The sequence below is a fragment of the Tenacibaculum maritimum NCIMB 2154 genome, from assembly GCF_900119795.1.
GTDB classification, from domain to species: domain Bacteria; phylum Bacteroidota; class Bacteroidia; order Flavobacteriales; family Flavobacteriaceae; genus Polaribacter; species Polaribacter maritimus.
Window position 1 is genome coordinate 1,717,811 of sequence record NZ_LT634361.1, and the last position, 25,039, is coordinate 1,742,849.

Consider the following 25,039-nt stretch of genomic DNA (forward strand, 5'->3'; position numbering starts at 1 on the left):
AAAAATACATCAAAAAAAAAGGAGTAGGATTGAAATCCTACTCCTTTTTTTTAACTAAGAAATAAAAATTACTTACCAAAAGTGTATGTTACACCAATATTGATTCCAAAAGAAGAATAAGGTACTTTTTGTGATAATTGCTTAGTAGCATCAGTATTGTTTAAAGGCAACTCATCAACATACTCAATATTATCATACAATGAATTTGCTAAAGGATTACCTCCTGCTGCTAAAATTCCTCTAACTTGCTCTAGCGATAAAGAAGAACCAGGCACCTCTCTTAAGCTAGCACTAAACTCGGCTATACTAGAGGTATCTCTTGTTACACTAATTCCCATATATTCTAATTCAGCAAATAATGAAACATTGCTAGCTACATCATATTTGTAACCAATAGCTCCTATAAATCCTAAAGGTAAACGACCTTTATAATCTTGAGTAAAGTTAACATCTAATGTTGTTGGAATAGGTAAGTTAGGAATTGCTCCTGCTGGTAATGAAATGCCTTCTAATGTTCCTACAGCCTCTGTTTTTCCACCTACCTTTATTAATGCTCCAAAACGACCATAAATATTGTTTGTAAATTTATATACAAAAGACGCTGAAGCACCATAAGCTCTTCCTCTACTTTTAATATCTACTTCTGGTTGGCTAGGTATTCCTGAAACTTTTAATATTGTTTGATCTGCTCCATATAAATATCCTAAACCTACTTCAACACCAAACTTATCATTAAAGAAGTACCCACCTCTTAATTGAGTGTGCAAACCTTCTCCATAACTTCCATACGTATTTTTAACTCCTGATGGAGTTGTTTCTGTTCCAAATTTAACACCTGCACTTGGTATAGAGTAGCCTCCACTTGCAGACATATAAAATTGTGCACTAACACTTACTGTTGCTAAAAGCATAGCAACCATTATAATACCTTTTTTCATAATTAAAGTTTTAGATTCATATATATTTTAAAGGGAAAGCAAACCTACTAAAAAACTTTGAGTAAGTCTAAGTATCCTATTATAAATATGTGTACATTTACCCTCATTTTTATTCAACTACATGACTTCTAGAAACATATCTAATGGAATTTTGAGAGCCTTAGCTATCATAACAGGCGTTTTTACGTTGTTATATTTCCTATACACTATCCAATCGGTAATTATTTATATCATTATAGCAGCAGTTGTTTCGTTAATTGCAAGACCTATAGTTCTTTTTTTACAACGAAAATTAAAGTTTCCTAATACGCTATCTGTAGTCGTTGCAATGATTCTTATGGTCAATTTTATTTTTGGGTTAATTAGTATGTTCATCCCTTTAATAACGAAGCAAGGAGAAAGTTTATCGCTTCTTCATATAGATAAATTACAAGCAGATGTACAAGATGTATTCAATCAAGTAGATGCTTATTTTGCTTCTAAAGGGATCGATATCTTAGGAGAACTGAAAAATATAGACATTTTTTCTCAAGTAAAAGCTATTCCTAACTTATTAAACTATGTAGTTGGCACGGTTGGTTCGTTAAGCGTAGGCTTATTTTCTGTACTTTTTATCTCTTTTTTCTTTATGAAAGATAGTCAGTTACTTAAAAATGCAGTTATGACAATCATCCCTAATAAAACAGAAGGACGTTTTTCTAAATCGCTAGAAAAAATAAACGACTTATTATCGCGTTATTTCATAGGGCTAATTACTCAAATTACAATTTTATTCATTCTATATACAGTCATCTTATTAGTCTTTGGAATATCCAATGCTATTGTGATAGCATTTTTATGCGCTCTTTTGAATTTAATTCCCTATATAGGGCCATTAATTGGTGCAGTTATTATGTTTACTTTATCTATGACAAGTAACTTGGGATTAGATTTTCAAACAGAAATTCTTCCAACTACATCTTATGTTATGATAGGTTATCTAATAGCGCAACTAATAGATAACTTTTTTAGCCAACCTATTATTTTTTCAAAAACAACAAAGTCACATCCTCTAGAAATCTTTTTAATTATAATTATAGGAGGATTACTTTTTGGCATTACAGGAATGATTACTGCTGTTCCAATGTACACTGCTCTAAAAGTGATTTTAAAAGAGTTTTTAGCAAACAATAAAATTGTAAAATCATTAACAAAAAATATTTAGTCAAACTTGAATTCATATATCTTACAAGAAGAAGTTCAACAATTCATTGCTAACAATTTGCACATAGATGTTGCGAAACTCATCTTAAAAGGAAGTCCCTTTACTAATATTACCGCGCAAGAATTAGCTAATCAGCTCACTGCAAAGGAAAAATCTAAAAAAAAGCTTCCTACGTGGTTCACCACGAAAAATATATATTATCCTTCAAAAATAAGCATTGAGCAAACGTCTTCTGAAATTACAGCCAATTATAAAGCTAGTTTGGTTTCAGGAGATTCTTTAATTGACATAACAGGAGGTTTTGGAGTAGATACTTTTGAGTTTTCTAAAAAATTTAATAACGTTACTCATTGCGAAATTAATACTGAATTATCTACTATTGTTGCTCATAATTATAAGGAATTAAAGATAGCTAATGTAAATTTGATAGCAGGCAACGGATTAGACTACTTAAGAAAAAGTTCGTTAGAGTTTGATTGGATTTATATTGATCCTTCCCGAAGAAATGAAGCAAAAGGCAAAGTCTTTTTACTGAATGATTGCCTACCTAATGTGCCTCAGAATTTAGATTTTTTATTTTCCAAATCGAAATGCATCTTGCTCAAAAATTCTCCTATGTTGGATATTTCAAAGACGATAAATGAATTAAAATTCGTAAAAGAAGTTCATGTAGTTGCTTTGCAAAATGAGGTTAAAGAATTACTTTTTATATTAGAAAAAGGGTTTGATGGTACCCTCAATATAAAAACAATCAATCTACAAAAAACAGACTCTCAAATTTTTAATTTTGAATACAACAAGGAAGTCTTTTCAACATATTCTGAACCTTTAAATTACCTTTATGAACCTAATGCTGCTATCTTAAAGTCAGGAGCATTTCATCAAGTATCGATGCAATTAAAGCTTCATAAGCTACATAAAAACACACACTTATACACCTCAAAAGAATTCGTTTCTTGTTTTCCTGGAAGAGCCTTCCAAATCAAAGCAGTACTTCCTTACAACAAAAAGAATATATACAAAGAAATTGAAAAAGGAAAAGCCAATATTACTGTTCGTAATTTCCCGAAAACAGTCGCTCAAATTAGAAAAGAAACTAAAATAAAGGATGGAGGAACTGATTATTTATTTTTTGCAACGATAAACTCCAATGAAAAAAAAGTGCTTTTTTGTAACCAACTATTCCATACCCAAGAAAAATAACCTTTAGAAGCTTTTGTTAAATTAAAGATAAGAATAATAGTTTTCATTACCTTTGATTCAGTTTATGAAAATCATGCAGAAATTAAACTATCAAGCCATTAAAACAAGTTCTTTAAAATCATTAAAATTTGATGATGAACTGGTTATGGAAGCTCCTCTACAAATTAATATAAACAGTAGCGCTTACACTGTTGTAATGAGAACTCCCAATGATGATATAGAATTGATAAGAGGCTTACTATATGCAGAAGATATTTATAAAGAAAAAAGAGCCATTCAAATTCAAATTGAAGAAATAAAAGAAAATCAATCAGCTATCATGAACTGTATAATTCCTACAGAAAATTTAGGCAAAGGTTATTTAAATAAGCGAACTTTATTGTCTGTATCATCTTGTGGGATTTGTGGCAAACAAGAATTGGAAGATCTTACAATACATGGAAAGGAACTACAGAAAAAAAAGACTATCAAATTGCATGAAATAAAAGCAATGTATCAACAAATGCATAAAAATCAATCTCTTTTTCACGCTACTGGAGGAAGTCATGCAGCTGCTATTTTCAGTAAACAAAATAAATTACTAGTAGTAAAAGAAGATATTGGTCGTCATAATGCAGTTGATAAATGCATAGGAAAGTTATTACTTCATGATACATTAAAAGAGGCTAATACAATGTTAGTTAGCGGACGTGTTTCTTATGAAATAATATCGAAAGCTTTTTTTGCTAAAATACCAATTATAATAGCAGTTTCTGCCTGCTCTAGCTTAGCGGTAGATTACGCTAAAGAGTTTGGTATTTGTTTAATTGGTTTTCATAGAAATAACACAATGACAATTTACTCTAATCCTCAATATATAAGTGATGAGCGATAAAAAAATACAAGCACAACCACCTGCAAAATTAACAGGAATAGAATTAATAGATATTCCTAGGTCCGCCGTTGGAGTAAAAGCAATAAAATCTGCTTTAACTCATGTTACCAATGAAATAGGAATAACCAAAGGCATTGGTTTACTAGCAAAAATAAATCAAAAAGAAGGCTTTGACTGCCCAGGATGTGCATGGCCTGATCCTGATGAAAAACGAGCTTTTTTAGCAGAGTATTGTGAAAATGGTGCAAAAGCTATTGCTGAAGAAGCTACCAAGAATAGAGTTTCTCCCTTATTTTTTGCTACCCACTCTATAGAAGAACTTTCGCAATTATCAGATTACGAAATAGGAAAAAGCGGTAGAATAACCCACCCAATGATATTGAAGGAAGGAGCTAATTACTATGAAGAGATTTCATGGGATGCTGCTTTCAATTTAATAGGAAAAGAATTGAATGCCCTACCCTCACCCGATGAGGCTATTTTTTATACATCAGGAAGAACTAGCAATGAAGCTGCTTTTTTATACCAATTATTCGTTCGTCAATTTGGAACTAACAACTTACCTGACTGCTCTAATATGTGTCATGAAAGTAGTGGAACCGCTCTTTCTGAAACCTTAGGAATAGGTAAAGGATCTGTTACCTTAGAAGACTTTAATCATGCTGATTTAGTTATTGTTATAGGGCAAAATCCTGGAACAAACCATCCTCGAATGCTAACTGCTCTCGGCGAAACGAAAAAAAATGGTGGCCAAATAATTACTATAAATCCTCTGCCAGAAGTTGGATTAATGAATTATAATGACCCTCAAAATCCTATTAAATGGTTTGGTGCTGGACAAAAACTAACCGATTTATTCTTGCAAGTAAAAATAAATGGAGATGTAGCCTTACTGAAGATTATTTTAAAAATGATGAAACAGAAAGAATTAGAAACTCCTAATTCTGTATTTAACCATCAATTTATTAATGAGAAAACTCATGGACTGGAAGATTTTTTACAAGATTTAGATACTTATAGTATTGATGAATTGCTTCCTCAAACAGGGTTAGCACTAAGTGAAATAGAAGCAGCTACCCAACTGATTATCAATAATGATAAGATTATTATTTGCTGGGCAATGGGACTAACACAGCATAAAAATGCAGTAGATAATATTCGTGAAGTTGTAAACCTGCTACTATTAAAAGGGAGCATTGGAAAAAAGGGAGCTGGAACTTGTCCTGTTCGTGGGCATTCAAATGTTCAAGGAGATAGAACTATGGGAATCTGGGAAAAACCAAAAGAAGCTTTTTTACATAAACTGGAAGAAGAGTTTCATTTTGAAGCTCCTAGAAAACATGGTTATGATGTTGTGGGTGCTATTGAAGCTATGCACAAAAAAGAAGCAAAAGTTTTTATAGGTATGGGAGGTAACTTTATTTCAGCTACTCCTGACACCGAATTTACCGCAAAAGCATTACAAAACTGTAGCCTAACAGTTCAGATATCTACTAAATTAAATAGAAGTCATCTTATTCATGGAAAACAAGCTTTAATTTTACCTTGTTTAGGACGCTCTGAAAAGGACTTTCAAGAAAGTGGAGAGCAATTTGTTACTGTAGAAAACTCTATGGGAGTTGTACACCAGTCTCATGGCCACCTAACTCCTTTATCAGAACACTTATTAAGCGAGCCAGCTATTGTTGCAGGAATGGCAAGTGCTACATTAAAAAACACCAAAGTAAACTGGAATAAATTCATCACAAATTATGATTTTATTAGAGATAAAATAGAAGCAACCATACCTGGATTTAATAATTATAATGAACGCTCTCGTATAAAAGGAGGTTTTTACCTCCCTAACAATGCTCGCGAAAATAATTTTGAACCAACAAAAACAGGAAAAGCTAATTTTACGATTAACAAACCTTCGGAAGTTACATTAAATAAAAATCAGTTTCTAATGATGACAATTAGAACTCATGATCAGTACAACACTACAATTTACGGGCTAAATGATCGTTATAGAGGGGTTTTAAATGAAAGACGTGTCATTTTTATGAACCTTCACGATATGAAAAAACTAGGTCTTAAAAAGTTAGATAGCGTAAACTTAGTAAGCCATTTTCAAGGTGAGCAAAGAAAAGCTCCTAACTTTTTAGTAATTCCGTATGATATTCCTGAACAATGTACCGCTACTTATTTTCCAGAAGCAAATGTGTTAGTTCCCATAAAAAGTAAAGCAGACATCAGTCATACACCTGCTTCAAAAACAGTAATAATATCGATTCACAAGTTATAATAAAAAATCTTTGTACTTTAGTGCCTCGATAAACTAAATAATTATAAAATAACCATGCCATATATAGAAGAAGAGAAATTTTTGTTAATGCAACAAGATTTCGATAATGCAAAGCTAGGAAAAGAAGAAGCTGAAAAAGAGCTGGAGCAAATAAAGCAAGATCTTATTAAATATAAAAAAGGTTCAAAAAAAACTTCTATTTTATTAGGAATACTCATAGGTTTATTAGCTGCTTCTACTCTTTATTTTTATAATCGTAAAGCTACTATTGCTCCTACCGTTGATATTGCAGCTATAAAAGCAGCAGAAGCCGAAAGAGTATTAGATAGCATTAGTTCTTTGGAAATAGTAACTACAACAAGTAGCGATACGCCCAATGAAGCATTAGGGTCCTCTGAAGAAAGCCTAGAAGAAAATATTCATACAATTAAGAATAACACTAACAATCAACTTATTTATTCTGTACAAGTAGGTGTTTTTTCAGCTAAAAAATACCCACTAATATCTTCTAAGTTTTTACCAGGTACAATTACTAATAAAAACGGATATTTTAAGTATTCCTTAGGTTTATTTAGTTCGTTGGGAGAGGCTAAATTCTTAAAAAAAGAATTAACAAAAATAGGTTTTAAAGATGCTTTTGTTGCTTCTTATAAAGGAGGAAAACGACTGAAAATTCACAACTAATTAAACGATGTAATTTATGTTTAACAACATAGTTAAAAGAGCACTCCTGTTATGCACAACAATGAGTGTTCCTTTTTTTTATGCTCAAAATAAGGTTCCTGAAAGGAAGACTCAAATAGGCTTTGGGCAATTAGATTTTCTTTCTATTAAGATGCCTAAAAACGAAGTAAATATGGACTTTTCAGGAGTTCATTATAACTTAAAACCTACTAATTGGAGCTATGTAGGTCTAGGTATATATGGAGCTATTGGCGGTATTAGGGGTGGTTTTTTTACGCTAGGAATAAATGCAGGAATTCAAAAAAATATTAGTAAAAAACTTTTTATAGATACTGGAGTTCATTTTGGCGGCGGCGGTGGTGCTAGTGCTCCTGATGGCGGTGGTGCTTTTATTTTACCTCACATCAATTTAGGGTATGATTTTAAATACTTTTCAACAACTGTAGGATGGAGTTATGTAAATTTCTTTGATCAAGGAGCCATTAAAAGTCATCAAATAAATGCAGCTATTCAAATCCCATTATCTTTCGATTATAGTAATTTCGATAAAAGAGAAAATCAATTCTCTATCGAAAATTTAAAAAATACTGATTGGGATCAATCTTCCAGTGATTACTCATTGTTAGTGCATTTAAATAATCTTTCCGTAAAAGGAAAATCTAGATTTAACAATAGTGAATTAACATCTATAAAAGGTAGAATTATTCGCTTAGCAGGGTTTGAATTAGATGCTTATATCAACGAGTCATTTTTTACTTTTATAAAAGCTGATGGTGCTTACGAAGGAATTCCAGCTGGATATATGGATTTATTTGTAGGAGCTGGATACCACCTTTCTATGAATAAAAATAGAACAAATATTTTAGCTAAATTTGGTATTGGAGCTGGTGGTGGTGGTGGTGTAGATACTAAAGGAGGCTTCTTAATTTATCCTGACCTTTCTATTGAACAAAAGGTTTTTGATGATATGTACATTTCTCTTAACAAAGGGTACTTGATGACTCCTGATTCTCATTTTCTCACTTCTACCTTTGGTTTTGGTTTAAAATATTACATCAATAAAGATGGTATTTCATCTAATAGAGGTATTTTTAACGATTTTGTCTTTAAGGGATTAGAAGCTATTGTAAAACAAGATGTATATTTCGACGCAGCTAGGAATGGTCATTTTACTCAAGATATGCATCAAATATCTCTTCAAATTAACTTTTTCCTTAACAAATATGTATATGGGGCTGGCCAAACTTCTTTTGCTAATTTTGGGAGTGCTGGTGCTTATGCTGAAGGAATTATCGGTGTAGGGATTCAAACTACCCCTTTTCTAAATAAAAAAGTAGCCACTTTTCTGCAAGTTTTAGGAGGTGCTGCTGGAGGTGGTGGTATTAGCACTGGAGAAGGTTTAATTATAAAACCAAGTGCTGGTATAAGCTATAAATTAACAAATGCTTTAAATATTAGAAGTAGTTTTGGATATGTAAAAGCTAGTGGAGGAAACTTAAGCAGTCCTTTTGTGAATTTAGGGGTTAATTATAGCTTTTCTTTTTTAAAATTAAAAAAATAACAACCTTTTCTAAGTCCCCCCCCTATTTTTAAGCTATCGATTTAACAAAATATAAGTCTAAGCTCTGTTTAAAATTTAGTAAATTTAATGTTCATAAAATTTTAATTTAAAACTAAAAAAAATGAACACAATTAGATTAGGAGATGAAGCCCCAAACTTTACAGCACAATCAACAGAAGGTGAAATTAATTTTCATAATTGGCTAGGAGATAGTTGGGGAATTCTTTTTTCTCACCCCGCAGATTACACGCCTGTTTGTACAACAGAGTTAGGAACAGCTGCTAAATACAAAGCTGAATTTGATAAAAGGAATGTAAAGGTGGCTGCACTTAGTGTTGACGGGCTTGACTCTCATATAGGATGGGTTAAAGATATAAACCAAACTCAAAATACTACAGTCAACTTTCCTATAATTGCCGATGAAGAAAGTAAAGTTGCTAACTTATATGATATGATTCATCCAAATGCAGATAGTAAACTTACAGTGAGATCTGTATTTGTTATTGGAGCAGATAAAAAAGTAAAATTGATGATTACTTATCCTGCTTCTACAGGTAGAAATTTTGATGAATTATTAAGAGTAATAGATTCTTTACAATTAACTTCTTACCATAAAGTAGCTACGCCTGCTAATTGGAACAATGGCGATGATTGCGTAATTTCTCCAGCTGTAACTAATGATGAAATACCCAGTTTATTCCCTAAAGGGCATAAAGAAATTAAGCCTTATCTAAGGTTAACTCCTCAACCTAACTTAAATTAATTAAAAATTGAATCTAATATAATAACATTGCAAAAAGCATCATCATCCTTTTTGCAATGTTCCTCTTTTCTCGCTATCACAAATCAATGAAAAACATACGTCCTCTTTCTATACTTCTTTTTATGTCTCTTCTTTTTATTGGTTGCGCTGTTAAAAAAGAAAAGACGGTTCTTACTACTACTAAAGCATACATTTCCCCTAAACTAAATAGCGAAAGAATTAAAATAAAATACGGAAATTATGGTGTTGATGTTTTAAAAGCAACAAGCCTGCTAAGAGTTTCTAATTTATACAGTTTACATAAAAATAAAAAGATAACGAGAACACTTGCTTTTGTAGAATATCCTAAGCAAATAAATCAAGCATTTTTAAAAGAACATTCAAGAATTATAAACGGAGCATCCATAGGAAGTACTTTCAAACAAAGCAATTGGATTATCAAAAAGAAACATTTGCTATTTAGTGAAATTTTTCCTTCAGTAAATTATACTGGTTTATATAAACTTATGGGAGGTATTGCTCCTTCAAAATTAGCCATTCACACCTATAAATTTACTATAGAAAAAGAAGGCAAAACATATTTGTATGCTATTATTTCAGAAATTCATCATCCTGATTATCTTTCTTTAACAGCACTCAAAAAAAATTACGGAAATCTAGAGTGCTTTGACGCAGTGTTACTTGCTAAAAAAAACAAATTAATTGAAAAGAAGCAACACTAATTATACCATAAAATAAATATTTAATAAAAATAAAGGCTAACTAATCTTACTCCATAGACCACTCTTTTTTTGCAATTGAGTATATGTTTTTGCTATTGGTATATTTTCTGGATCCGATAAATCCGGATCTTTTTGTAATATTTCAATAGCTACTTTTCTTGCGCTTTGCAAAATAGGAGTATCTTTTACAACGTCCGCTATTTTAAGATTTAAGATACCGCTTTGCTGAGTTCCCATTATATTTCCAGGACCTCTAAGTTTTAAATCTACTTCGGCTATTTTAAATCCATCAGTAGTATCAACCATCGTTTGCAAACGCGTCTTACCATCTGAAGATAATTTGTAGCTTGATAGCAAAATACAAAAACTTTGTTTGGCTCCACGCCCTACTCTTCCTCTTAATTGGTGCAATTGAGATAAACCAAAACGTTCTGAGCTCTCAATAACCATTACACTTGCATTAGGTACGTTAACACCTACTTCAATAACGGTAGTTGCTACCATAATTTGAGTTTCCCCATTAATAAAGCGGTTCATTTCATACTCCTTATCCGCTGGTTTCATTTTTCCATGAACGATACTAATTTGATAATGAGGTGGAGGAAACTCTCTAGCAACACTCTCATAGCCATCCATTAAATCTTTATAATCCATGGCCTCAGATTCTTCTATTAGAGGATATACAATATAAACTTGTCTCCCTTTTGCTATTTCATCTTTTAAAAATTTAAAAACAGCTAATCTATTGCTATCATAACGATGTACTGTTTTTATCTCTTTTCTACCAGGAGGTAATTCATCTATTACAGAAATATCTAAATCTCCGTAAACAGACATTGCTAACGTCCTTGGAATAGGAGTCGCTGTCATTACCAATATATGAGGAGGCAGCTCGTTCTTTTGCCACATTTTACTTCTTTGAGCAACTCCAAATCGATGCTGTTCATCAATAATCGCTATTCCTAAATTATGAAAACGTACTTTATCTTCTAACAAAGCATGAGTTCCTACTAAAATATCTAAGCCTCCTGTTTCTAGATTTCCGTGGATTTCACGTCTCTTCTTAGCCCTTGTAGAACCTGTTAATAGCTCTATTGAAATATCCATTCCTTCTAACAACTCTTTGATGCCATTATAATGTTGTATCGCTAAAATTTCAGTTGGAGCCATTATGGTTGCTTGAAAGCCATTATCTAACGCCAATAGCATTGTTAATAAAGCAACTATTGTTTTTCCTGATCCAACATCTCCTTGCAATAACCGATTCATATGAGCATTCGAACCAACATCTTTACGTATTTCTTTGAGTACTCTTTTTTGAGCATTAGTCAAATCAAAAGGTAAATAATTTTTATAAAAAGAGTTAAACTTCTCTCCTACCTCACTAAAAGAATATCCTTTAATTTTTGATTTTCGTATGAGCTTTTTTTGAAGCAATTGCAATTGAATAAAAAATAATTCTTCAAATTTTAACCGATATTGAGCCTTTGCTAACAATTCTTGGCTTTTAGGAAAGTGTATATTTAATAAAGCTTCTTTTTTATCTATTAACTTTTCTTTCTCTAACAAATAAGCTGGTAAATTTTCGGCTATACCCGCATAAGTTTGCTGAAAAAGATTCTGCATAAGTGATCTAATTACTTTATTAGTAACCCCTTTATTCGTTAGTTTTTCTGTAGAAGGATATACAGGCTGCATCGCCATTTGTAACTTTTTCTTATACTCAGCAACTAATTCCATTTCTGGGTGCGGCATACTATATCTCGATCCAAATAAATTTAATTTTCCATAAATGACATAAAGGGTATTTATTTTCAAACTATCTTTAATCCATTTTACTCCTTTAAACCATACCAAATCAATAGTACCTGTAGCATCAGAAAAAGTGGCTACTAACCTACTCCCTTTTTTTTGCTTTACTGTTTTTATACCTGTAATTTTCCCTACAATTTGTACTTCTGAATTATTATTTTCAAGCTCTTTTATTGTATAGAATTTTGTTTTATCTATATATCTAAAAGGGAAAAAGTTAAGCAAATCATCAGCTGTTTTTATACCTAACTCCGTATATAGTAGCTCGGCTCTATTGATGGTTACTCCCTTTATATATGTAATCGGTTTCTGAAGATTCATTCATTTAAAATAATCATAATACGAAAATACGAAATGATTTTATTACTATCCTATTTATTATTTTTTTAGTTAACAACTATCTTAATAAAATTTAATATAAAACAACATATCTAAATAGGTTAAGTATTAGTTTATTACTGTATATTTGCACCCCACAAATTCACAAGAATGAGATTACATAGAAATTTAACATATGCGGTAATAGATAGTTTACGCGATGTTTTTAATGAAGGTGCTTACGCTAATAAAGCTGTTGAAAAAGCTTTAAAAAGAGATAAACGTTGGGGAAGTAGAGATCGGAAATTTGTGGCAGAAACTATTTACGAAATAGTTCGATGGAAGCGACTATATGCTGAAATAGCTAATGTAAAAGAACCTTTCGACAGGCCTAACTTATGGAGAATATTTTCTGTTTGGTGTGTCTTAAAAGGAATACCACTACCCGATTGGAACCAAATAGAACCTACTCCTACCCGAAGAATCAAAGGAAAATTTGACGAATTATCAAAAATTAGAAAATTTAGAGAGTCTATTCCTGACTGGATAGATGAAATTGGTGCCTCTGAATTAGGAGAAACCATTTGGACTAAAGAAATGGCTGCTTTAAATAAGCAAGCCGAAGTAATTTTGCGTACCAATACCTTAAAAATTACAAGAGATAATTTGCAAAAACAATTGCGTACTGAAAACGTAATTACAGAAAAACTACCTAATCACCCAGATGCTATAAAGTTAGTAGAAAGAGCGAATGTTTTTAAAACGGAAGCTTTTAAAAAGGGGGATTTTGAGGTTCAAGATGCTTCTTCTCAATTAGTAGCTGCCTATTTAGATGTTCAACCAGGAATGAAAGTAGTTGATACTTGTGCTGGCGCTGGTGGAAAAACACTCCATCTCGCATCTTTAATGGAAAATAAAGGGCAAATTATAGCAATGGATATTTACGAAAGTAAATTGAAGAAATTAAAGGTTAGAGCTCGAAGAAATGGAGCTCATAACATCGATTTAAAGGTTATTGACTCTACTAAAGTCATAAAAAAATTGCATCAAAAAGCCGATCGAGTTCTAATAGATGCTCCTTGCTCTGGTTTAGGAGTTTTAAGGAGAAATCCAGATAGTAAGTGGAAATTAGAACCAGAATTTATGGATAGAATTAGAACTACGCAACAAGAAGTTTTACAACAATATTCTAAGATGGTAAAGCCCGCAGGCAAAATGGTTTATGCAACTTGTTCTGTATTGCCTTCTGAGAATCAAAAACAAATAGAATTTTTCTTAGCTTCAGATGCAGGTAAAGATTTTTCATTTATTAAAGATGAAAAAATCTTAGCAAGCACTTCTGGTTTTGATGGATTTTATATGGCACTTTTAGAACGCAAAAAATAATATATTATGGTAAAAAAATTACTTACAGCCTTATTAATCGTAGCTTCAGTTAGTATTACTGTTGCGCAACAAGCTTATTATAGCGATGTAGATCTTACTTTGACAGGAGCAGCATTAAAAGAAGCTCTTGCTTTAAAAATAAAAAGTACTCATACAAATTTACTTAGTTATACCCCAGGAGTTTGGGAAGCTTCTAAAATTACTGATGCAAATCCTGATAACCCTTCAGAAGTACTTCTAATTTATGGATGGGAAGATGGAAGTGACTCCGAAGTAGATAATGATAGAGTTCGTAGTGGAAATTTACAAGACTCTGGTAACGGAGATCTTTTAGTATGGAATAGAGAGCATGTGTATTCAAAATCTCTCGCTACTCCTAAATTAGAAACAGGATCTCCTGGTGCAGGAACAGATGCTCATAACTTAAGACCTGCTGATAAAACAAGGAATTCCACCAGAAACAACTATAGATTTGGAGATGGTTCTGGTAATTCTGGTTTTTCATCAGTTACTTATGTTGGCCCTAACGGACCCAACACTAATGCTTGGTATCCTGGTGATGAGTGGAAAGGAGACATTGCTAGAATGGTGATGTATATGTACTTACGTTATGAAACTCAATGTCTTCCTTCAGGTGTTGGCGTTGGTTCATCTGAATTTACAGATGATGAGATGATCGATTTATTTTTAAAATGGAATGCAGAAGATCCTGTTTCTGATATCGAAAAAGCTCGTAATACCTATCATGGAAATACAGCTAATACTTACGCGCAAGGTAATAGAAATCCTTTTATAGATAATCCTTATTTAGCTACTAGAATATGGGGAGGAGATACTGCGCAAGATTTGTGGGGTATTTATACAGGTAGTGATACTGAAGCTCCTACTGTTCCAGCAAATGTGGTAGTAAGTAATGAAACAACTTCTTCAATTGATGTTTCATGGGATCCTTCTACAGACAATGTAGGTGTTACTGGTTACGAGGTTTTCTTGGACGGAAACTTGATTAAGACGACACCTAATACTACCATGTCAATTACAGGTTTAACACCAAATACTACTTATGGAGTAACCATTGTAGCAAAAGATTTAATTAACAATAAATCAGCTGCTAGTAATGTCGTAAATGGAAAAACCTTAGAAGATACAGAAGCACCTACAGTTCCTATCGGTATTGTTGTTAGCAATCAAACAGATTCTTCTTTTAAAATTACTTGGACTCCTTCAACTGATAATACTGCTGTTACTGGTTATGAAGTTTACGTTGATGGAAACCTAAAAACCACAACTACAAATACAACTTATACGGTTACTGGGTTAACTATATCAACTACTTACAGTGTTAATTTATTAGCTAAGGACGGAGCCAATAATAAATCTGCACAATCTGCAACTGTTAATGCAACTACTACTGATGGAGCTTCTAATGGTGCTGACGAATTATTTTTCTCTGAATATGTTGAACCAGATGGAGGTAATAATAAAGCTTTAGAAATTGCTAACATAACTAGTAGAACTATTGATTTAGCAGGCTATACTGTTAAAAGACAAAGTAATGGATCTGGAGACTGGAAAGACGAATTAGATTTAAGCTCAGGAACAACTACTAGTATCGTACCTGGTGAAGTTTTCGTTATTATCAATGGAGGTGCTTCTAATCAAAAATTAATAGATGAAGCTGACCTAGTAGTTTCTAGTAATTTCGGAGCTCCTGTTAATTTTAACGGAAATGACGCTGTTGGTTTGTTTAAAAATGGTGTTTTAATTGATATTATAGGTGTTTTTAATAGTTCGGATAACTACGCGAAAGATATTACTTTACGTAGAAAAAGTAATATCGCTGCTCCTAATACTACCTTCGATTTGCAAGGCGAATGGGATACTTTTGCAGGGAATACCTTTGATGGAATAGGAACCCACTCCTCTACTTTATCTACTAAGGAGTTCGATAAATCTATTTTCAATGTTTATCCTATCCCTGCTCAGAATAGTTTATTTGTAAAGACGTCTTCTAACATTACTATTGATAAATTTTCTATATATACTATTCGAGGAAAAAATGTATTAAATGTTTATAATCCTTCTAACAGGATTAATGTTAGTCATTTAAATCAAGGGATTTATATTTTAAAGATTAGATCAGGAAATAAATTTTCTATAAAGAAGTTTATCAAAAGATAAAAAAAATAATCTCACATAATAAGTTGCCTAAAGTTAAAGGTAATTAAAAAGCCTCTAGAATTCTCTAGAGGCTTTTTTATCAACTATTAAAAACTAATCAAATTACTAAATTTATCAGCATAGTAATATAATCTCTTATATGACTTATAAATCTCCAATTTGTTACACCTTTTAAAGCTACTTTAACATTTAAGGAGTATTAATCATAAACTAATATTACAAATGAATATTTCACATATATAACTTACCTATATGATAAATAAGTTACAATTGTAATATGTATTTACATCTAAACAATCTTTTTTTAATTCTGTATGTCATATTCATTCAGTAATAACAATTTTTCAGACCCGCTAACAATTATTTTCTTGTTTAAGACACTTAAATAAGCCCTTTACTACCTTTTTTAAACGCTATTATATACCGCAACTAGTCTATAAAAAGCTTTTATAGCTCGAAATCTAACACCTAAAAAATACCTACTTGCATCAATGATATCTTTAGTTTACAAAAACGAACACCTTTACATTTACTTTTGTAACAATGGAAGTTTTTGTATATTATTTACAATTGTAACAAACACATTATCCTCCTACTAATTGACTTTATATAGAAAGATGAATTGTTCTTTGTTTCTTGTTTTTATAGGTGCCTAATTGCTTATATAACAAAAAGAATGATGTCAAGGAAATTACAACCTTTTGAACTCTTAAATAACTTTGAAGAACATAACTAACTAACACGTTCATCATTTTTTAGTATGATTCTTCTCTTTTTTCTCTTATGCTTAAGAAAAATGCGTTTAATACTTATTTAAGCATTAAGAGAAAAAAGAATCCTACTATTGACTAAATAGGATTATTAAGGCTTAAAAGTATTTATTTGTTAAAGATATCGACTTTATTTCTCTGTAAGTAAATAAATCAAAGTATCTGAATTTTTAAGCATACTTTCTTTAATTCTTTGATATAAATTTGTGCAGTTGAATCAATATATCTATACATAGAGCGCATTGATCTTTTGTTGTAGTTTACATTTGTAATCATCCTTTTATAAAGATCATCCCCTACTAATTGGTACGTTATTACTAGTTGGCTAAAATCCTTATCCAATTTTCTACCTAAGCTTATTTAAGAGTTATTCGTGACCTTCCACTTAATTATTAAAAAATAGTTCCATTTTAGATATAATATTTGGTAAGAAATAAGGTCAAAAACAGCCTACAAGTGTAATCGTTGTAATCATACTGCTTGCCAAGCACCATAAGGCTTTTGGTGGAAATCGTAGTATTTACAGTAGTATTGAATCAACAACGAAGTGCGCTATTTCATAAGGCCAAATTTGGAGTTCGAAAAGCTTTTCTCATTTGTTTTGAGATGGCAACTTCCACCAAAGGTTTATCAGCTAGTTATATGGGAGCTTGCTATGAAATCTCCCAAGCTATAGCCCGAATTTTTATGTACAAAGTAAGAGAAATTATGCCCTCTAATAGTAATCATCTCATGGATGGAGATGTACATATAAATGAATTTGTTATTGGAGGAAAAAAAAGCTGTTACAGCAGTTCAGCTAACAAAAGAAGCTAAGTCAAACAGATGTATGCAACGAGAATAGGCGACTTTTCAGCAGAATCACTTCCTTATATTTTTGTAAACCACATGATATAAGCCAAAAAACAAAGATAACCACAGATAAATGGGAAGGCTATAGACTTATTTCAAAAGTATATGATAACAAATTGAAAGCAATAGTAGTTTAAATTTTAAAGCACTTCATAGAACGATACGTCAAGTTAAATCATGGATAAGAACCACTTATTTGCGGATAAGTGATAGAAATATTAACCTTTATTCTAAGGAATGTTGCTATAAGATTAATAGATCATAAGACAGGGGCACGATTTTCAATAATCTAATATGCAGAATGGTTGAAGCTGATGTAAACCAATCAAAATTGATAAGTAAGTGCTGACCTCTATAAAAGCCTTAATCTTACAAACAGCATATGTATAAGCTTAGTAAAAAATGGGGTAATTTACAGAATAACAAAAGGCAATTCAGTTAATTACAAATGTAAATAGTTTTTTATAGACCTTTTCGGTATTTTGATGACTTATATAAAATAGTCAATTCATAATTTTATTTATTATAAAGTTCATTTTAAGGATTACAATCGTAATATTTCATACTCATGCATTAATTATCCAATTAAATGCATTCTTCTTATTGAAACCAATCACTATAAATAAAAACTATATTAAGCATGTAATCACTTAGCAATAAGCATTTTAAATAACTTTATATAAAGTTTTAATTTAGCATGTTTTTTGTTTTATGCTTTTACATTAGTAATTTTGATATGATTAAATTTATCATTACATTTGTAATAAACCCTTTAATATTTACAATAGTGAACTCTACTGAAATTATTTTACGCTTAAAACAAGTACTTGATTATTACAAATTAACATCTTCTAGTTTTGCCGATACTATTGATATTCAAAGATCAACCATGTCTCACCTCCTATCTGGAAGAAATAAACCTAGTTTAGATTTTGTTTTAAAAGTAGTAGATAAATTTCCCGAAGTTAATTTGTATTGGTTTTTAAAAGGAAAAGGAAAATTTCCATCAATGGAGCAAGATGTAATAGATAGGAATCCTCCTTCTTTAGAAGAAACTCCTTCTTTGTTTTCTCATGAAGCACCTATAGACCTCCCATCTATCCCTCAAAAAAAAGGCAAGGAATTGATAAAGATCATTTTGTTATACAACGATGGTAGTTTTGAAAATTTCGATAACAATACATTTCCTATCTAAAAAATGCGATTTATCAAATAGAGAAAGAGTACCTTATTATACGATCGAAAAATATCAGCAAAAATTCAAAAAGCTTTCCTTTTTACTAGATCTTGAATAAACAGTAAAAATTTAAATTATTGGAATTGATGCTTTCTCTGTATTAGAAAGTTTTTGCTAAAGCAGCTAAGTCTTATTGCTCATTTTTTACTTTTTCGTACCCCTATCTCTTAGGCTTATATGGAGAGATGTTCAGAAGGATTTCAAATACGCGATTCTCAGGGAGTTTAAAATACCAGCAAAAATTTGAAAATACCTTACTTATTAAACCCTGATAAAGACTAAGATTGAAATGAATACTTAGAAAAGAAGCTTTTCAAAAAGGAGTTAATTTATTCAGACTTAATTTAAATAAAAAACGTTTTTTATGCTATCATTTTTTACTTTTCAGATGCCTATTTCTTAAGCTGATATGGATAGAGATTCAAAAGGTTTTTCAATATGTGATTCTATGCCTGTGCCTAAGAACACCAACAAGAATTCGAAAATATTTAAGTAGTAAAAATAAAAAAGCTTGATTTTTAAAAATCAAGCTTTTTTTATTTTTTTAAGTTGACATTCCTCCATCCACTGATAATGTTTGCCCTGTAATATAAGCACTCATATCAGAAGCTAAAAAGATGCATGCATTTGCTATATCTTCAGGAGTTCCTCCTCTTTTTAATGGAATCTCATTACGCCATCCTTCTACTATTTTTTCATCTAGTTTTGCTGTCATTTCTGTTTCTATAAAACCTGGAGCAATCACATTACTTCTAATATTACGAGAACCTAACTCTAAAGCAACAGATTTAGAAAAACCTAAAATCCCTGCTTTTGAAGCCGCATAATTTGCTTGTCCTGCATTTCCTTTTATCCCAACAACTGAACTCATATGGATGATGGAACCTTTTCTTTGTTTCATCATCGGACGGATAACTGCTTTCGTTAGATTAAAAACTGATTTTAAGTTCACTTCAATAACCTTATCAAAATCATCCTCTGAAATACGCATCAATAAATTATCTTTTGTAATTCCAGCATTATTAATTAAAACATCAATAGTTCCAAACTCTTCTAAAACAGTTTTTGCTAATTCTTGAGCTGCATCAAAGTCAGCTGCATTTGACTGGTATCCTTTTGCTTTCACCCCTAATCCTTTCAACTCATTTTCCAAAGCAATTGCCGCATCTACAGAAGCACTATACGTAAAGGCCACATTAGCCCCTTGCTTTGCAAACTCTACAGCAATTCCTCTACCTATTCCTCTAGAGGCTCCTGTAATAATAGCCGTTTTATTTTCTAATAATTTCATTACTTAGTTGTTTTATAGAGCGCAAATATACTATAAAAAAAAAACTCACAAAGCTTTATACCTTGTGAGTTTAATTTTATTTTTTGTTCGCTCTTAAATAGCTTTATATATTAAAACCTTCATGAACTATCTAAAATTAATTTTACGCATACGCAAACTTTCTGGAGTTACTTCTAAATATTCGTCTCCTCTTATATACTCCATGCATTCTTCTAATGAAAAGTCAATTTTAGGAGCAATTTTAACACCGTCATCAGAACCAGACGCACGAACATTGGTTAATTTCTTTCCTTTAATTAAGTTTACTGCCATATCATCTTGCTTAGAGTTTTCTCCAACAACTTGTCCTTTGTAAATTTCTTGATTAGGATCAATAAAGAAACGACCTCTATCTTGCAATCTATCAATAGCATATGCTGTTGCTTTTCCTGTTTCAGAAGATACAATAGCTCCTTTTAAATCCTCTGTAAAGTCACCTTTATAAGGTCCATATTCACTAAATCTGTGATTGATAATTGCTTGTCCTCCAGTTGCTGTTAATATTTTATTACGCAAACCTATTAATCCTCTTGATGGAATTGTAAATTCTAGATGTTGCAAATCACCTTTAGGTTCCATCACTAATAAATCACCTTTTCGTAAAGATACTAGATTGATTGCCTTAGAAGCAACTTCTTCAGGAACATCAATAGATAATGTTTCCATTGGCTCATGTTTCTTTCCATCAATTTCTTTGATGATTACTTGCGGACGACCTACTTGTAATTCATATCCTTCACGACGCATTGTTTCAATTAAAACAGATAAATGTAATACTCCACGACCAAAAACATTAAATTTATCTTCTGTATCTGTTTCATCAACACGCAATGCTAAATTCTTTTCCATCTCTTTAAATAACCTATCACGCAAATGACGAGAGGTTACAAATTTTCCTTCTTTACCAAAGAAAGGCGAATTATTAATCGTAAATAACATGCTCATTGTAGGCTGATCTACTTCAATTCTTGGTAATGCCTCAGGATTTTCTAAGTCTGCAATAGTATCTCCAATTTCAAAACCTTCAATACCTGTAATAGCACAAATATCTCCACTTCTTACTTTTGCTACTTTAGCTTTTCCCATTCCTTCAAATACGTGCAATTCTTTAATACGAACTTTTTTTGTTGTTCCATCTGCCTTGCACAGCATATAGTCTTTATTCTCTTCCAAGTCTCCTCTAAACACACGCCCAATAGCTATTCTTCCTGTAAAAGAAGAAAAATCTAATGACGTAATTTGCATTTGTGGAGTTCCTTCTCTGTATGGTGCTTCTGGAATTGTTTCAATAACAGCATCTAATAAATCAACAATATCTTCTTTTGGCTCTTGCCAATCTGTACTCATCCAACCATTTTTAGCCGAACCATAAATCGTTGTAAAATCGAGTTGCTCCTCTGTTGCTTCTAAAGCAAACATTAAGTCAAATACTTTTTCATGTACTAAATCAGGAGTACAGTTTTCTTTATCCACTTTGTTAACAACTACAATAGGAGTTAAACCCAATTCTATTGCTTTACCTAATACAAAACGAGTTTGAGGCATTGGACCTTCAAAAGCATCAACTAACAATAAAACACCATCAGCCATTTTTAATACACGTTCCACTTCTCCACCAAAGTCGGCGTGACCAGGCGTATCAATCACATTGATTTTTACATCTTTGTAGTTTACTGATACATTTTTAGAAAGAATTGTAATTCCTCTTTCACGTTCCAAATCATTATTATCTAATAATAAATCTGTACGTTCTTTACGATCGTCTAAGATTTTAGCTTGATCTATAATTTTATCTACTAAAGTTGTTTTACCGTGGTCAACGTGAGCTATAATAGCGATATTTCTAATTGATTGCATACTTGCTTATTTTGAAGCCGCAAAAGTAGTGTTTTTAGATTTAATAACAGATTAAATACAAAAAAAAATACTCTTTTCCAAATTTTAAATAGGCAATTTTAAGGCTTTTTCTAAAAGCAACCTCCCTTTAAATTGATCAACTTTCCTTCGTATTTATTTTCTATAAGCGCTTGAATAGCTCTTTTACTTCTACCTCCTGACTTACAATATACTACAATGTTTTTGTTTTTAGGAATTTCCTTCATTCTTTCTATAATCTCCCCTAAAGGAATATGTTGCCCTCCAATGTCGTACTCTTTTCTTTCTGAAGTTTCGCGAACATCTAACAGGTGGTATTTATTTTTATTTTTTTCCAATGCTTCTAAAGTGATTTCTTCATTGCTATTATCAATCCCACAAAAAAGATCATAATCTTGTTCTAATGCATCCACCTGAGAACTTTCTACTCTTTTAAAGTTTAAAATCATTTGACGCATGGTCAATGTATCATACATTAGCAGTTTATTAGCTAAGACGTCTCCTAATTCGCATATTATTTTTATCGTTTCATTAGCCTGTAAACTGCCTATAATACCTGGCAATACTCCTATTACCCCTATTTCAGAGCAGTTAAGAGATGCTTCTGGCTTAGGAGGTACTGGATACAAACATCTATATGTTGCGCTTCCTTTATAATTGAATACGCTTACTTGTCCTTCAAACTTAAAAATGGCTCCATATACCAAAGGCGTATCGGTTATTATTGATGCATCATTGGTTAAATAACGAGTTGAAAAATTATCACTTCCATCTACAACAACGTCATACGCATTAAATAATGAAATTGCATTTTGGATTGTTAATTGTTCATTATAGGTGTTGAATTTTACAAAGGGGTTTAATTGTGATAATCTTTTCACTGCTGCCACAGCTTTCGAGATTCCTACATCATTAATCGTATATAGAATTTGACGTTGCAAATTGCTTTGTGACACCGTATCGTTGTCTATCACTCCAATAGTTCCTACACCTACTGCAGTTAAGTATTGTAATATAGGGCAACCTAAGCCCCCCGCTCCAACAACCAGTACTTTGGCATTCTTTAATTTTAATTGTCCTTCTACCCCTATTTTATCTAAAATTAAATGACGGTTATATTGTTTTCGTTCTTCTGTTGTTAAATCCATTTTCTAGTTGTGTAAAGATGATTAGGACAAAAAGTCCTAAATTTTCGCTTCAAAATAAAAAGTTTAAATCACTTCAATTACTTTGTCAGATTGTTCTTACAAAGCTACTCTTTTTTGCCTCCTTATGCTAAGGAGCCTTCAAAATCAATTTAAATAAAAATATGCTTAATATGAATGCCTAATTATCCTGTTTAGCACACCTTTTACTAACACACTTTTTTAGAGAAGGTTCTTTTTTATTGAAGTATTTGTTAACCTCTCATTTCTTGTACAGCATTTTTTTCTCTCGTAAAAACGCTGTACAAGATGTCAACCTCATTTTTTGTACAGTGTTTTTTTCCCTCGTAAAAACACTGTACAAGATGTCAACTTCGTTTTTTGTACAGTGTTTTTTACCCACTCTAAAAAGCTTGTACACAGATAAATTAAAAATCAATTAGTTATACTTTTAAACAAAAAGAATAGTATTATTTTTTATAGGGAGTACTGGGGTTTATAGAAGTATCAAGCCTCAATAAATTGACTTTTTAGATATGTATGTTTGCCATAAGTCTTCAATAAACTTTACACTAAAATTTAAGAACTACTTCCTACCTACTTGGCTACTAACTCGCCTATTATCTGTACATGTTAATCACTACCTTTGGAGTTTTATAAGTGAACTTCCTCTTCATTTTTTAGAGAAAAGGCGAAGTAAAAATCAAGCGCAACATAGGGAATTCTATCGTTCTTTCCGTAACTCCATACATCGCTTATGCAAACTGCTCCCAATCTTTCCAAACCACCTCCATTCCCTGACTCTTTAGCATGCTTACGAAATCTTCCGTACTTCTTTCATCTGATATTTCAAACTGTTCTAAAGATTGAGGTGCTACGGCATAGCCTCCTGGATTTGTTTTAGACGCTGCGCTAATTGAAGTGATTCCTAAATGAATAATATGATTTCTGAATACTTCACTCTCTCTGGTTGACATGGATAATTCTACATCTTCATCCAACAAGCGAAATGCGCAAATTAACTGTACCAAATCGGTATCTGTCATTTCTATTTTTGGTGCTATTCCTCCTGAATGAGGTCGCAGACGAGGAAAGGAAATAGCATACTTTGTTTTCCAGTAGTTTTTTTGCAAATACTTTAAATGTAATGCGGTAAAAAAGCTATCTCCTCTCCAGTCTTCTAAACCCAATAATGCTCCTAAACCGATTTTATGAATCCCTGCCTTACCTAATCTATCAGGAGTTGCTAATCGGTATTCAAAATTAGATTTTCTTCCTTTTGGATGGTGTTTTTTATATGCCGCTTCATGATATGTTTCTTGGTACACCAATACGGCATATAATCCGTTCTCTATCAGTAATTCATACTCTTCTTTTTCCAAAGGTTGTACTTCTATAGTTATATTTGAAAACTGCGACTTAATGAGTGCTATTGCATTTTTTAGATAAGTAACTCCCACCGTTTTATCAGCCTCTCCAGTAACCAATAAAATATGATCGTAACCTTTCTTTTTTAAAAAAGCTACTTCTTCTAAAATTTCCTGATCCGTTAATGTTCTTCTCGGAATTTTATTCGTCAAGCTAAACCCACAATACGTACATATGTTCTGACACTCATTGCTTAAATACATGGGGGCGTACATTTGCATTGTATTTCCAAATCGTTTCTTCGTTAGCATATGGCTCTTTTGTGCTATTTGTTCTATAAAAGCTGTTCCTGCTGGAGAAATCAGGGCTTTAAAATCTTCTATATTACACCTGTCTTTAGATAATGCACTTATAACATCTCTCTCTTTTTTAGTATAAATACTTTCCAAAACTTCATTCCAATTATAAGTATCAAATAGTGCTTTAAATGTTTTCATTTATTATGATAAAGTATTTTTAGTCCAATAATTCT

General features: G+C 31.8%; 17 protein-coding genes and 1 pseudogene. 12 read left to right on the plus strand and 6 right to left on the minus strand.

Annotation, left to right across the window (positions count from 1 at the left end):
- Positions 1-68: 68 nt before the first annotated feature.
- On the minus strand, positions 69-938 hold the full coding sequence (locus MARIT_RS07755) for an outer membrane beta-barrel protein (RefSeq protein WP_024742049.1): 870 nt from the start codon (positions 936-938) through the stop codon (positions 69-71).
- 121 nt (positions 939-1,059) lie between these two features.
- Here MARIT_RS07755 and MARIT_RS07760 point away from each other — a divergent pair, with 121 nt between their 5' ends.
- The 8 genes from MARIT_RS07760 to MARIT_RS07795 all read left to right on the plus strand — a co-directional run bounded on the left by MARIT_RS07760 (position 1,060) and on the right by MARIT_RS07795 (position 10,233).
- A complete protein-coding gene (locus tag MARIT_RS07760) occupies positions 1,060-2,142 on the plus strand; it encodes an AI-2E family transporter (protein ID WP_024742050.1) in 1,083 nt (360 codons plus the stop codon).
- A gap of 6 nt (positions 2,143-2,148) precedes the next feature.
- Positions 2,149-3,345 carry a class I SAM-dependent methyltransferase gene (locus MARIT_RS07765; protein ID WP_024742051.1) on the plus strand — a complete coding sequence of 399 codons (1,197 nt, stop codon included), beginning with the start codon at positions 2,149-2,151 and terminating at the stop codon, positions 3,343-3,345.
- A 73-nt stretch (positions 3,346-3,418) separates the two neighbouring features.
- Positions 3,419-4,219 carry a formate dehydrogenase accessory sulfurtransferase FdhD gene (fdhD, locus tag MARIT_RS07770; protein WP_024742052.1) on the plus strand — a complete coding sequence of 267 codons (801 nt, stop codon included), beginning with the start codon at positions 3,419-3,421 and terminating at the stop codon, positions 4,217-4,219.
- A complete protein-coding gene (locus tag MARIT_RS07775; RefSeq protein ID WP_100211205.1) occupies positions 4,209-6,503 on the plus strand; it encodes an FdhF/YdeP family oxidoreductase in 2,295 nt (764 codons plus the stop codon). The genes fdhD and MARIT_RS07775 overlap by 11 nt, the downstream gene beginning before the upstream one ends.
- A 54-nt stretch (positions 6,504-6,557) precedes the next feature.
- On the plus strand, positions 6,558-7,187 hold the full coding sequence (locus tag MARIT_RS07780; RefSeq protein ID WP_024742054.1) for a hypothetical protein: 630 nt from the start codon (positions 6,558-6,560) through the stop codon (positions 7,185-7,187).
- A 61-nt stretch (positions 7,188-7,248) separates the two neighbouring features.
- Positions 7,249-8,748 (plus strand): hypothetical protein, encoded by a 1,500-nt coding sequence (locus MARIT_RS07785; protein WP_024742055.1) that lies wholly within the window; start codon positions 7,249-7,251, stop codon positions 8,746-8,748.
- Between the two features lie 121 nt (positions 8,749-8,869).
- Positions 8,870-9,511, plus strand: a complete 642-nt coding sequence (locus tag MARIT_RS07790) for a peroxiredoxin (protein WP_100211206.1) — start codon at positions 8,870-8,872, stop codon at positions 9,509-9,511.
- 86 nt (positions 9,512-9,597) lie between these two features.
- Complete coding sequence (locus tag MARIT_RS07795; RefSeq protein ID WP_100211207.1) at positions 9,598-10,233, plus strand: hypothetical protein; 636 nt, start codon at positions 9,598-9,600, stop codon at positions 10,231-10,233.
- A gap of 36 nt (positions 10,234-10,269) precedes the next feature.
- Here MARIT_RS07795 and recG read toward each other — a convergent pair whose 3' ends face one another.
- Positions 10,270-12,366, minus strand: coding sequence for an ATP-dependent DNA helicase RecG (gene recG, locus MARIT_RS07800; RefSeq protein WP_100211208.1), 2,097 nt, complete (start codon positions 12,364-12,366; stop codon positions 10,270-10,272).
- Positions 12,367-12,534: 168 nt separating this feature from the next.
- Between recG and MARIT_RS07805 the strand changes: the two genes are divergently transcribed.
- The 4 genes and pseudogenes from MARIT_RS07805 (at position 12,535) to MARIT_RS07820 (ending at position 18,747) form a co-directional block, all read left to right on the plus strand.
- Positions 12,535-13,749 carry an RsmB/NOP family class I SAM-dependent RNA methyltransferase gene (locus tag MARIT_RS07805; protein ID WP_100211209.1) on the plus strand — a complete coding sequence of 405 codons (1,215 nt, stop codon included), beginning with the start codon at positions 12,535-12,537 and terminating at the stop codon, positions 13,747-13,749.
- 6 nt (positions 13,750-13,755) lie between these two features.
- Positions 13,756-15,930, plus strand: a complete 2,175-nt coding sequence (locus MARIT_RS07810; RefSeq protein ID WP_100211210.1) for an endonuclease — start codon at positions 13,756-13,758, stop codon at positions 15,928-15,930.
- Between the two features lie 1,203 nt (positions 15,931-17,133).
- Positions 17,134-17,901 (plus strand): annotated as a pseudogene (locus MARIT_RS15900) (IS1595 family transposase); the annotation flags it as partial.
- Between the two features lie 387 nt (positions 17,902-18,288).
- Positions 18,289-18,747, plus strand: coding sequence for a helix-turn-helix domain-containing protein (locus tag MARIT_RS07820; protein ID WP_231975091.1), 459 nt, complete (start codon positions 18,289-18,291; stop codon positions 18,745-18,747).
- 586 nt (positions 18,748-19,333) lie between these two features.
- On the opposite strand, the gene fabG is transcribed toward MARIT_RS07820, so the two are convergent.
- From fabG to thiH, 4 genes are all read right to left on the minus strand, one after another.
- Positions 19,334-20,080 (minus strand): 3-oxoacyl-[acyl-carrier-protein] reductase, encoded by a 747-nt coding sequence (gene fabG / locus MARIT_RS07825; protein ID WP_024740461.1) that lies wholly within the window; start codon positions 20,078-20,080, stop codon positions 19,334-19,336.
- Between the two features lie 126 nt (positions 20,081-20,206).
- Positions 20,207-21,976, minus strand: coding sequence for a translational GTPase TypA (gene typA / locus MARIT_RS07830; RefSeq protein WP_024740462.1), 1,770 nt, complete (start codon positions 21,974-21,976; stop codon positions 20,207-20,209).
- Positions 21,977-22,086: 110 nt separating this feature from the next.
- The gene (moeB, locus tag MARIT_RS07835; RefSeq protein WP_024740463.1) at positions 22,087-23,142 is read right to left on the minus strand and encodes a HesA/MoeB/ThiF family protein; all 1,056 of its coding nucleotides are present in this window, start codon (positions 23,140-23,142) and stop codon (positions 22,087-22,089) included.
- Positions 23,143-23,894: 752 nt separating this feature from the next.
- Entirely contained in the window at positions 23,895-25,004 is a 1,110-nt protein-coding gene (gene thiH, locus MARIT_RS07840; RefSeq protein WP_024740464.1) for a 2-iminoacetate synthase ThiH, read from the minus strand.
- Positions 25,005-25,039: the final 35 nt, after the last annotated feature.